Genomic DNA, 13,688 nt, shown 5'->3' on the forward strand with positions numbered 1-13,688 from the left:
GATCGAGCGCCACGAGTCTCTCAGAACTTCCTTTGAAACGGGCCCTGACGGCGAACCCGTGCAGCGCATCCATGACAAAGTATCGTTCAATCTGACTGATGAAACATCAGCGGAAGCCTTCGTCCGTCCATTCCGCCTTGATGAAGCGCCGCTTTTCAGGGCCGCTCTCGTCAAGGAAACAGATGAGCGCCATCTCTTATTGACGGACATGCATCACATTATTTCCGACGGCGTGTCTGTCAACACGCTCATCCGTGAATTCGGGGAGCTGTACGCAGGCCGGACGCTTGCGCCGATGCGCATTCAATATAAAGACTATGCCGTATGGCAGCGGGAGTTTAAACAAGGAGAGACGTATCAGAAGCAGGAAGCCTACTGGCTGAAGCAGCTCGACGGAGAGCTGCCTGTGCTGGAGCTTCCGGCTGACAAAGCCCGTCCGGCAGTCAGAAGCTTTGCGGGCGATAAGGTGTCCTGTACGCTTGATGCGGAAACGGCAGCGGGCCTCCACCGCATCGCCCGGGATCACGGTTCCACGCTGTATATGGTGCTTCTCGCCGCTTACAATACACTGCTTGCGCGCCTGAGCGGACAGGAAGACATCATCGTTGGCTCACCGATTGCCGGCCGGCCGCATAAAGACCTTGAGCCGGTTCTCGGCATGTTCGTCAACACGCTCGCTATCAGGACTCAGCCAAAAGGCGGCAAACGGTTCACAGACTACTTAGAGGAAGTGCGCAAAACGGCGCTTGACGCTTTCGAGCACCAGGATTACCCGTTTGAGGAGCTTGTTGAGCAGCTTGGTATGCAGCGGGATATGAGCCGCAATCCTCTGTTTGACGCGATGTTTATTCTTCAAAATATGGAGAAGCAGGATATGAGGCTGGCAGGGCTTCAAGTGACCCGTTCCAATACTTTTGCACATGAAGTGTCCGGCTTCGACCTTACTTTATCAGCGCTTGAATTCAAGGGAGAAATCGATTTCGAAATGGAATTCAGCACTGAACTTTTCTTAAAAGAGACGATCGAGCGCTGGATGGGGCACTTGATGGAGCTCTTGCGCCATATTGCCATTGAGCCGGAAACGAAACTTTCAAGAGCTGCAATACTGAACGATGAGGAAAAACGTAAAATGCTGATCGATTTCAACGATACACAAATCGTTTTCCCGGAGAGACACAAACTATTTCATCAGTTATTTGAGGAAAAAGCAGAGGAAACGCCTCAGCACCCTGCCGTCATTGAAGGGGCAAAACAGATCAGTTATTCTCAGCTGAATGAACGAGCGAATCAGCTTGCGCGAACGCTGCAAAAAAACGGATTCGGCCCTGGAAAAAGAGCAGCGGTTTTAGCAAATCGTTCGATTGAAGCGATCGTAAGCGTTCTTGCCATCATGAAAGCCGGAGGCGCATATATTCCTGTTGATTCCCATTATCCGGAGGAACGGATCCGGTACTTATTAAAAGATAGCGGGGCATCTGTGCTTTTCGTGCAGGCGGAATATCAAGAACTCGCGGCACGGCTGGCGGAAAACAACGTTTTCCACATTCAGCTTGAGGATGAAAATCAATACGATTTCTGTACGGAGAATCTTGACCCGACAGCGTCACCGGAAGATAGCGCATATATCATTTATACTTCGGGAACAACGGGAACGCCAAAAGGAGTCGAAGTAAGAAATCGCAATTTCACTCATGCGGCCCTTGCTTGGCGCAGCATTTATGAGCTGGAGCATATGCCGGTCAGAGTGCTGCAAATGGCGAGTTTCTCATTCGATGTCTTTTCAGGAGACCTTGCGCGGGCTTTGCTTAATAGCGGCACGCTTGTAATTTGTCCGGATGACGTCCGGATCGAGCCTGAACAGCTTTGCCGGCTTATCAACGAGCAGCACATCACATTCATGGAGTCGACACCGGCACTCATTGTTCCCTTTATGGAATATGTATATCGCCGGAAACTGCCATTGCCGGATCTGAAGCTTCTGGTGTTAGGTTCAGACATGATCAAGGCGCAGGATTTCTACACACTCCATAAACGCTTCGGAGAGGAAATGCGTATCATCAACAGCTATGGCGTAACAGAGGCAACGATTGATTCCGCTTATTATGAAGTCAGAATGAGCGGAGAGCCGCGGGTAGATGATGTGCCGATCGGGATTCCGCTCCCGAATGTACAAATGTATGTGCTGAACAAAGACAAGCAAGTTCAGCCCATCGGCGTGCCGGGAGAGCTTTATATCGGCGGAGAAGGCGTCGCCAAAGGATATTGGGGAAAGCCTGATCTGACAGAATCCGCATTCAGCGATCCGTTTCAAAAAGGACAAACGCTGTATCAAACCGGAGATCAGGCCTGCTGGCTTCCGGACGGCACTCTTCGTTTTCAAGGCCGTATCGATAAGCAGGTGAAAATCAGAGGGTACAGAATTGAGACGGGAGAAATTGAAAGTGTGCTCCTTCAAAACAGCGAAGTAAAAGAGGCTGCCGTTACCGTTCAAAAAGATGCGGAAGGACAAGCCTGTTTAGCGGCATACATCGTTCCTAAAGAAGCCGATACCTCAGCGCTTCGTCAGTCCTTAATGCAGGAGCTCCCTGCTTATATGATGCCGGCATACTTTATCGGCTTAGACAGCATGCCGCTGACACTTAACGGCAAGCTTGATAAAGAGGCACTGCCGGCAGGAGAGATAAACATATCACAGTCATTTATCGCGCCGATCGATGATAAACAAGCGATGTTATGCCGAATTTGGGAGGATGTGCTCCATATTCCAAAAGCAGGTATACGTCACTCTTTCTTTGAACTTGGAGGAGATTCAATTAAAGCGCTCCAAGTGTCAGCACGCCTCGCCGGAGAAGGCTGGAGCATGTCGATTCGTGATTTGTTCCAGTTCCCAACCATCGAAGAGCTCGCGCAGCATCTTACACAGGCTGTGTCAGCCGCTGATCAGGGGCCGGCAGAAGGACAGGCTCCGCTTACGCCGGTGCAGCAGAGGTTTTTTGAAGAACCCGGTGCTTTTGATCTTCATTACAATCAATCAGTCATGCTGTGCAGTGAAGAGAGATTTTATGTTGATGCCCTGCGTCAAGCGGCTCGCTCTTTGACAGAACATCATGACGCGCTGCGGATGGTGTTTGCTGAAGATGAGAACGGACATATCCATCAATATAATCGCGGCGTTGCCCAAGAAAATGAAGAAGCGTTTACCATGCGGATCATAGATCTTACCGGTGAAACTCAGCCTGAGAACCGAATAGCGGCTGAGGAAAAAGAAATTCAAAAAGCGATGCGTTTAGACCAAGGGCCGCTGCTTCATATCGGGCTTTTTAAGCTCAAGGAAGCCGACCATCTGCTCATCACCATCCATCATCTTATCGTAGATGGCGTCTCGTGGAGAATTCTGCTTGAAGATTTGCAAACAGCCTATCAGCAGGCTTTAGAGCATAAAAAAATTGAATTACCGCTTAAAAGTGATTCTTACTTAACCTATGCCGCCGGTCTTTCCAAGATTTCAAAAAGCAGGGAGCTGCTAGCAGAAGCTGCTTATTGGGAAAAGGTTATGTCTTTTGAAACAGCTCCGCTGCCGAAAGTGCATGATGACGTTTCTGAAAGAATGCAAAAAAAGGCGCGCACTGTATCTTACGTATTAAGCGGCGAGCTTACAAATCAGCTTCTGCTTGAAACACAGCAGGCTTACGGCACAGACGTTAATGAACTGCTTTTAACCGCGCTTGGAATGGCGCTGACTGACTGGACGGGCTGCGAGAAGTCCGTTATCAGTACAGAAGGGCACGGGCGGGAAGGACATATTCCTGAGATCGATATTTCAAGAACAGCCGGCTGGTTCACGTCTATTTATCCGGTGCTTTTAGATATGAGGGTCCCGGGTGATTCAAGTGAAAAAACCGCTTACCGCATTAAAGCGGTAAAAGATATGATGAGACGGGTGCCTCATCAGGGGACCGGATACGGGCTGTTAAGATATTCCCGAAATATTCACCATCGAGATCCTGAAGTGAGCTTTAATTATTTCGGAACTTTTGACGGTCTTGAAGACACATTGAAGATGTCGCCGTATCAGCCGCAGCATGACATAGCAGACGAACGGGTGCGGGAATTTGACTTGGACATCAATGCCATGGTGATTAACGGCCGGCTAGAGGTGAAAGCCGTTTATACCGGCGTATTTGCAGAACGTGCCATTGAATCATTTATGGACAGCTTCCAAAACCATCTCAAAGACATCATTACACACTGTTCCGGCAAGAAAGAACGGGAAAAAACATTGAGTGATTTCAGCAATAAGGAATTGACCTCTCAGGCACTATCAAGCATTGCAGATCTCGTAAAAGGACTTTAATTTCACAAAAAGGTGTGTGGCATTCGTGACACAAGCGACAGAAATTCAAGATATCTACCCTTTATCATATATGCAGGAAGGAATGCTGTTTCATTCATTGCTTCATTCCGGCTCAAATGCTTATGTTGAGCAGATTTCGTTTACTATCCGCGGGGATTTATGTATTGATTCGTTTCAAAAAAGCTTGGATATGCTTGTCAGCCGCTACGATATTTTCAGGACGATTTTCATAAAAGAGGTGCCTGATCTCGACGGACCGCAGCAAGTTGTTCTTTCACAACGGAATGTCACCGTTCAGACGGAAGACATTTCTGCTAAAACAGAGAAACAGCAGCAAGCGATCATCAACAGCCATAAGGAAACAGATCGGCGTAAGGGGTTTGATTTACAGAAAGGCCCCTTAATGCGCCTCACTCTTTTCCGTACGGGAGAAAACCGCCATACATGCGTCTGGACTCACCATCATATCATGATGGACGGCTGGAGTTTGGGCATAGTGCTGAAAGACTTCTTCCGCATGTATTATGCAATAAGAAACGGCCGGCCTGCCTCTCTTGGCAGTCCGGCGCCTTACAGCAACTACATCACTTGGCTTCGCCGGCAGAACAAAGAGGAGACGTCAGCTTTCTGGTCGCGTTATTTGAGCGGTTACGGAGAGACTGCTTCTGTCCCGTCTTGGAAAAACACAGCAGCGGAAAACCGCTATACATCGGAGCATTTTCAATTTTCGCTCGAGCCTGAAACCGTTCAAAGGCTGACTGACTTAGCACGGCAGTCCGGCGTGACGCTGAACACCTTATTTATGAGCATCTGGGGGCTTCTTCTTCACCGTTACAACAACACCGATGATGCGGTATTCGGTTCTGTCGTTTCCGGAAGACCGTCAGCGATTGACGGCATTGAAGCAATGGCCGGGCTGTTTATTAACACGGTGCCTGTGAGGGTTCGTGCTTCGGAGAATATGTCTTTTTCTTCACTTGTGAAGCAAGTGCAAAAAGAGTCACTCGCTTCTGAAGAGCACAGTTATTATCCGCTTTATGACATTCAAAACGAGAGCGGCTTACAAAAAGGCTTATTGAACCACATTCTCGTCTTTGAAAATTACCCCGTTCACATGCAGGATGCTGTAAACGGCTGGCAGGAGACAGAAAGAAACGCTCTTCATCTTGAGGGCTTTTCTATGGCGGAGGAAACCAATTATGATCTGAATGTGGTCATCGTGCCCGGAGAAGAGTTTTATGTAAAATTCAGCTACAATGCTGAAATTTACGATCAGGAAGACATGATTCGGATCAAAGGACACATAAATGAAGTCATTTCGTCCGTGCTGTCTGATCCCGACAGACTTTTGTCCAGCATCAGCCTGGTGCCGCCTGAGGAGGAAAAAATGATTCATTCCTTCAACGGCACGAAGCGGCAATACCCGGAGAAAACAGTTCACGAGCTGTTTGAAGAGCAGGCGGCAAAAACGCCTGAGAATGAGGCATTGAGATTTAACGGAACGAGCTGGAGCTACAGGGAATTGGATGAAAGGGCAAACCAAATCGCACGCGCATTAGCAGAAAAAGGTGCCCGCCCAAATCAGGCTGCTGCTGTTATGATGCGCCGGTCTAAGGAAACGGCGGCCGCACTTCTCGGAATCTGGAAGGCCGGAAGCGCCTATATACCGCTTGATCCGGAATATCCGCCTGAAAGGATTTCTTTTCTGATTCGGGACAGCCAAGCTTCACTGCTCGTTACTGAAAAAGAACTTCTTCCCCTTATTCCTTCAGATTTTAAGGGAAGCATTGTCACAATTGAAGAAACGGCATCTCAGCAAACAGCTCCGCTTGGGCCGGTGTCTGACAGTGCAAACTGGGCTTACATCATCTATACCTCCGGCACCACGGGCCGGCCGAAAGGGGTGCTTGCAGAACACAAAGCCATCGCCAATACGTTGCAATGGAGACGTGAAGAATACGGCATGTCCGGCAACGACATGGCGCTTCATCTCTTTTCATATGTGTTTGACGGCTCGTTAACGAGTCTTTTCACACCGCTATTGTCAGGTGCCTGTGTGCTGCTGACCGATGATGATGACGCAAAGGACGTGCTTTCGCTCAAACAGAAAATCGCCCGTCACGGGGTAAGCCACCTTCTTATCGTTCCGTCCTTGTACCGCGTACTGCTGGACACGCTGACTAAAGAAGATGCGAAGACGATCCGCGCGGTGACTTTTGCCGGGGAGGCCGTAACCCCTGATTTACTTGAAGCGAGCCGTAAAATTTGCCCTGATGCCGAGCTGATCAACGAATATGGGCCGACGGAAAACAGTGTAGCAACAACGATCCTTCGTCATCTTCAAAAAAGCAGCCGGATTACAATCGGGCGTCCGATCGCCAACACTTCCGTCTATATCATGCACGGTGAAAAGCTTCAGCCGATCGGTGCTGCCGGTGAGCTGTGTATTGCGGGAAAAGGGCTGGCCAAAGGGTATTTTCATCAGAAGGAGCTGACGGCTCAAGCCTTTACCGCCCATCCGTTTCATGAAGGTGAACGGCTGTACAGAACAGGGGATGCAGCTCGCTTTTTGCCGGACGGAACAATTGAATATTTGGGACGCTTTGATGATCAAGTGAAAGTAAGGGGCTACAGAATTGAATTAGGAGAAATTGAAGCGGCAATCCGCAGCATAGAAAGCGTGAAAGAAGCGGCTGTCACCGTGCGCGGCGCAGCTGACGGAGAACAGGAGCTTGCGGCGTATGTCGTGCTGCAAAACGGAAACATGAAGTTTGATCCGCATGCGGAGCTTGCCGGGACATTACCTGCTTATATGATACCGGGAAGTTTCACCAAAATGGCGGAAATGCCGCTTTCAGAGAGCGGGAAACTTGATCGGTCCGCTCTTCCGGAGCCTGTCGGAGCCGAAAGAACCGGTGTGTATAAAGCTCCCCGGACTTTGCTTGAGACTGAGCTTCTTACCATTTGGCAAGAGGTGCTGAAACGGGAGCGGATCAGTATTAGAGATGATTTCTTCCAGATGGGAGGACAGTCGCTTAAAGCTGCTGCTCTCGTATCAAAAATACATAAACGGCTGAAGATTGAACTTGCGATCCGCAATGTATTTGAGCATCCGACCATTGAGAGCATGGCCCGTGTCCTCGAACGCGAAAAAAGAGGGGGCTATTCGGAAATTAAACCTGCGGAAGCAAAGGAGTTATACCCGTTATCTTTTGCGCAAAAAAGACTTTATGCCCTTCATCAGCTTGCGGCAGACAGTACGAGCTATAATATGCCCGTCGCTTTAGAGCTGCGCGGAAAGCTTAATCGGGTCCGCCTGAAAGAAGCCTTTACAGAGCTGGTGAATAGACATGAAGCATTACGCACCTCGTTTGTTTTACGGGACGGGGAACCGATGCAGTACGTCAGTTCACATGCAGAGCTGAATCTGGCTGAATTTCAAATAGCATCTGAGTCTCTTCTTCATGAGACGGCAGACACTTTCGTCAAGCCGTTTGATGTTGAAAAAGCACCGCTCATGAGGGCGAGTGTAGCCGAATTAAGTGAGGACCGCCACTATCTGCTGCTCGATATGCATCATCTCATCGCAGACGGCGTGTCAATGGGTACGCTTATTCAAGAATTTTCGGATCTATACAGAGGAAAAGAACTGCCTCCTTTAACGCTTCAATACAAGGATTTTGCAGTCTGGCAAAATGAACAGTTTACTGCCGGGGAGTTCAGCAGACAGGAAGGCTTTTGGCTGGATACGCTGGGTGAAAACATCCCGATCCTTGATCTGCCGCTTGATAAAAAGCGGCCGCTGCTCCCTGATTTCAGCGGAGACACTTTTACCGCCCGCATTAATAAGGAAACGGCGGACAGGCTGCGCCTGCTAATGGATGAAACGGGATCGACTTTGTATATGGTGCTTTTGGCAAGCTATTCGCTTTTCCTTTCAAAATTGAGCGGACAAGAGGACATTGTCGTCGGTTCACCGGCTGCCGGAAGGAGCCGTGCAGAGCTTGAAGGGATCATCGGCATGTTTGTGAATACAGTTGCAATGAGAAGCAAGCCGAAAGGTGATAAAACATTCCGCGCCTATTTAGAAGAGGTGAAAATGCTGGCTCTTGCTGCAGTCGAACATCAAGACTTCCCGTTTGAAGAACTTGCCCAAAAGCTTGATACTCGCCGGGAAGTCAACCGCAATCCGCTTTTTGACGCGATGCTTGTCGTTCAAAACAGTGATGATTTCAAGGTGGAATTGCCGGGCTTAACCATTTCATCACAAACAGTGCCGCATGACATGTCCAAGTTTGATTTGACGCTGCATGCACAAGAGCGGCCGGATGGCACGATGCATTTTCATTTTGAATACAGCACCGCATTGTTTGAAGAAGAGACGATCGTACGGTGGGCTGATCATTTTAAAGAGCTGTTAGGAAATATTGCGGGAGATCTGGATCGGAAACTGTCCGACATTCACATGCTTCATGCAAAAGAGCGGCGCGGTCTTCTTGAAGCACATCATCAAAAGGCTGAATATCCGAGAAATGAAACCATCATCAGTTTATTTGAAAAACAGGCTGAAAAAGCGCCGGATCAAATAGCAGCCGTGATGGCTGACGACCGGATCACTTACCGTGAGCTCAATGAAAAGGCCGAGCTTATCGCGGCTATGCTGACGGAAAACGGCGTCCGCTCCGGACAAATTGTCGGGCTGATGACCGAACGTTCACCGGAGATGCTGATTGGAATCCTTGGAATTTTAAAAGCGGGAGGCGCTTATTTGCCTATCGATCCCGATTATCCGGACGAGCGTATCGCATTTATGCTGAGTGACAGCGGCGCGCGTGTCCTATTGACACAATCGGGTCTGAAAAAGACTGAAAGCAGCAAACTTCGTGTTTTATATATTGATGCGACTGAAAACGTTTCAGCAGACAGATTGCGTCAGCCTATTGATCCTGAACAGCCGGCTTATGTGATATACACATCGGGCACAACAGGAAAACCTAAAGGCGTCATGGTAGAACACCGCAATGTCATCAGCCTGATTACACATGAGAGTTTGCCGTTTGACTTCGGGCCTCTGGACGTTTGGACCTTGTTCCATTCCTATTGCTTTGATTTCTCTGTCTGGGAAATCTTCGGCGCTCTTTTACATGGCGGAAAGGTAATCATCGTGCCGAAAGAAACAGCCCGTGATCCTCATGTTTATCGGCAGCTTTTACAAAACGAAGGAGTGACCGTGCTGAATCAGACGCCTACGGCTTTTTCCGGACTCATCCATGCAGAGGCTGAGCATTCAGACCGGCTGAAGCTGCGGTATGTCATTTTCGGCGGTGAAGCGCTGCAGCCGGGCATGCTGAAAAGCTGGAAAGAAAAGTACCCGGAAACGGAACTAGTGAACATGTACGGCATTACAGAGACAACCGTGCACGTTACCTGCAAAAAACTGGGCTCTGACGATATTCAAAGAAATAAAAGCAATATCGGGAAGCCGCTGGCGACTCTTCAGGCTTATGTAATGGATGCCTATATGAATCCGCAGCCTATCGGAGTTCCGGGCGAGCTGTATATCGGCGGAGAAGGAGTCGCAAGAGGTTATGTCAACAGGGATGAACTGACCGCTTCCCGATTCGTTTCAAATCCTCATGTGCCGGGCGAGCGTTTATACCGGACGGGAGACATCGCCAAAAGGCTTTCAAACGGGGAACTGGAATACGCCGGAAGAAAAGATGCGCAAGTGAAAGTCAGAGGGCATCGGATTGAATTAGGAGAAATTAAGTCCGCCCTTCAAGAACTTCCTTTCATCAAAGAAGCAACTGTGATTACGAGATCTGATAAGCATGGACAGCAATCCATTTTTGCTTATGCATCTGCAAATGAAGAGCAGAAGCTCAATGAAGCAGACATTCGCGCCTCTCTCAGATCTATTCTGCCGGAATATATGATTCCTGCACGGTTTGTGCAGCTTGATGAATTGCCGCTGACAGCTAATGGCAAGCTGGACGAAAAATCTCTCCCGGAACCGGAATTAAACGAAAGTTCCGGCAATGATATCAGTCCGAGAAATGAAATCGAACAGATGATGGCCGGGATTTGGGAAGAGCTTTTAGGGGTTGAAGGACTCGGTGTAAACGCCCATTTCTTTCATCTTGGCGGAGATTCGATTAAAGCGCTGCAGGTATGCGCGAGGCTGAAGCAAGAGGGCTACGAGACAACGGTTCGCGAGCTGTTTGAGCATCAGACGCTTGGTGAGCTGTCAGCACAGGTCCGGAAAGTCCGGCGCGTGATCGATCAGGCTCCCGTCAGCGGCGAAGTACCATTGACGCCTGTTCAGCATTGGTTCTTTTCTCAATCAGTATCCAGCGATCATTTCAATCAGTCAGTTATGCTGCACAGCGCGGAACGGCTCGATATAACCGCTATGAGAAAGGCGCTGGCCGGGTTGGTGATTCATCATGATGCATTACGGATCGTATGCGGCAGTAAAGACGGCTCACCGCTTCAGTACAACAGAGCTGAAAACCTTCCTGAAGAGGAGCTCTTTACGTTTGAAGCGCTTGACGTCAGAGGATCCGGGACATTAGCAAATGAACGTGCGCTGATTGAACGGGCTGCGGATCGGATTCAAACATCCATTCGGCTGGAAACGGGGCCTCTTGTTTCAGTTGGTTTATTTCATGCCTCTGACGGCGATCATTTGCTGCTTGCCATTCATCATCTTGTCATTGACGGTGTGTCTTGGCGGATTCTGTTTGAAGACCTCACCGCGGGTTACGGGCTGGCGAAGGAAGGGAAAGAAGCGGTGCTTCCGGCAAAAACCGATTCTTATCTGACCTATGCCAAGCAATTAACTGACTATGCGAAAAGCAGCCGGCTGTTGCGGGAAATCAATTACTGGTCTGAAAGAGAAGAAGCAATCGCCAAACCGCTTCCGAAAGACGCCGGCATTTCTTCGAATCTTCTTAAAGATACCGGCGCCATTACGATCAGATTGACAAAACAGGAGACAGAGCAGCTGTTAACTGAGGCAAACAAGGCGTACACAACAGAAACGAATGATTTATTGCTTGCAGCGCTAGGCCTTGCGCTCAACAAATGGACCGGCAGTGATCAATTCAAAATCAGCATGGAGGGCCACGGAAGAGAAGGACATATAGACGATCTCGATATAAGCCGGACCATCGGCTGGTTCACCTCCATTTATCCTGTGTTGCTTGATGCAAATCTTCCGGAGCAAGCAGATGACAGTGAGCGGCTCGGTTATCACATTAAACGGACGAAAGACATGATGCGGCGCATTCCGTATAAGGGAGCAGGCTACGGGGTGCTGAAATATATAAACAAAGTTTGGGAGGAAACCGATTCTGCTTCCCCTGAAATCAGTTTTAACTATTTAGGGCAGTTTGATCAGGAAATCCGGTCAAGCGGATTCGAGGTTTCCTCCGTGAAAGCAGGGAATGAAATCAGTCCTGATTGGGAACGGCCGTATATTCTTGATATTAGCGGTTCCGTATCATCAGAGTGTCTCAGCATGAATTTTGTGTATAACCATTTTCAATATCAAAAAGAAACGATACAAGCTTTGGCCGACCATTTTCATACTGGTCTCAAACAGATCATCAATCATTGCACAGGCAAAGAGGAGCGTGAATGGAGCGCTGCTGACTTCAGTGATGATGAGTTAACGCTGGAAGATCTGAGTGACATCATGGGAGCCGTCAATAAATTATAGAAAAGGAGAGACGCTATGGGGCAGCAACCGGAAATACAAGATATATATCCCTTATCTTTTATGCAGGAGGGCATGCTTTTTCATTCTCTGTTAGATCAAGACTCAAGAGCCTACTTTGAACAAGCGGTCTTTACGATAAACGGGCGGCTTCACCGGGAACGGTTTCAAAAAAGCATAGACGCTATTTTTGATCGATATGATATTTTCCGTACGATATTTATTCACAAGAACGTAGCAAAGCCCCGCCAAGTCGTTTTGAAAAGCAGGCCGACCCGCATTGAGTTTGTTGATATTTCTCATTTAGATGAGAAGGCTCAAGAGATGTTTGCCGATGAATTCAGAAAAGAAGATAAGGACAAAGGCTTTGATTTACAATCGGACCCTCTCATGAGAGTCTCTATCCTGAAAAAAGCGCCTGATCGTTACGTTTGTGTTTGGAGCCACCACCATATTTTAATGGACGGCTGGTGCTTTGGAATTGTTATGAAGGAATTTCTGAATATCTATCAATCTCTTGGAGAAGGACAGCTTCCTTCTCTCGAGCCTGTTCAGCCTTATGGCAAGTACATTAAGTGGCTGATGAGGCAGGATCGCAAAGAAGCGGAGGCATTTTGGAAAAAGAGGCTTCTCGATGTGCAGCAAACAGCCTCGCTTCCAAAAAGATCATCCTCTTCAAAGGGGGAGCTGCAGCAAGCTGCATTTACCATTTCTGAAGAGCAGACAAATGGACTGAAGAACATTGCATCGAAAGCGGGCGCGACACTGAACACGGTGTTCCAGGCGCTATGGGGCGTTTTGTTACAGCGTGTCAGCCGCTGTGATGATGCGGTCTTCGGTTCAGTTATTTCCGGGCGGCCGTCTGATCTCGCAGGCGTAGAAAAAATGGTCGGGCTTTTTATTAATACGATTCCCGTGCGGGTCAAGAGCGGATCATTTTCTTTTTTGGAACTGGTCAGCCATTTACAAAATGAAACGCTGAAGGCCGAAGCGTACAGCTATTATCCTCTATATGACATTCAGGCACAAAGCGCTTTGAAGCAAGAGCTGTTTGACCATATTATCGTGTTTGAAAACGTGCCCGCCCAACGTGAAATTGAGGGGATGAGCCAAGCCGGCGCATTTGATTTTTCAGTCGAGGACTTCACGATGGAGGAGGTCACCAACTACGGCTGCAGCATAAAAGTCATTCCGGGAAGCTCTCTTTATGTTCGTTTGAACTTTGATATTGGGGTGTATGACCCTGCCATCATGGAAAAAATCGAAACATATTTACGGCATATGATCAGCTCTGTCATCGCTGATCCGGAAATACGCGCATCCCAAATATCATTGCTCGATGAGAATGATGCCAGAAACATGCTGGCTACATTCAATAAAACAGAGGCGCTTGAACCGCCGGCTCCGACGCTTCATACGCTGTTCACACGCCGTGCCGCTCTTTCGCCGCAGCTTCCGGCGCTCCGCTTTTCGGGCGGTGTGCTGACGTACGCCGAGCTTGATCAGTACTCAGACAGGCTCGCGGCACAGCTGCGGAAAAAAGGCGCTGCCAAAGAAAGCATCATCGGCGTGCTCGCTGAGCGCTCGCCGGAGATGGTGATTTCGGTGCTGGCC

3 protein-coding genes are annotated in these 13,688 nt (G+C 48.8%); all 3 read left to right on the forward strand.

What is annotated here, in order from left to right; genetic code table 11:
• Positions 1 to 4,354: non-ribosomal peptide synthetase (locus tag J7E26_RS17795; protein WP_214814440.1), on the forward strand; the 4,354-nt coding region annotated here is incomplete at its 5' end.
• A 25-nt stretch (positions 4,355 to 4,379) separates the two neighbouring features.
• A complete protein-coding gene (locus J7E26_RS17800) occupies positions 4,380 to 12,077 on the forward strand; it encodes a non-ribosomal peptide synthetase (protein WP_214804226.1) in 7,698 nt (2,565 codons plus the stop codon).
• A 15-nt stretch (positions 12,078 to 12,092) separates the two neighbouring features.
• Positions 12,093 to 13,688: condensation domain-containing protein (locus J7E26_RS17805; protein ID WP_214804227.1), on the forward strand; the 1,596-nt coding region annotated here is incomplete at its 3' end.

This window comes from Bacillus sp. ISL-51, from assembly GCF_018613535.1.
Taxonomy (GTDB): Bacteria; Bacillota; Bacilli; order Bacillales; family Bacillaceae; genus Bacillus.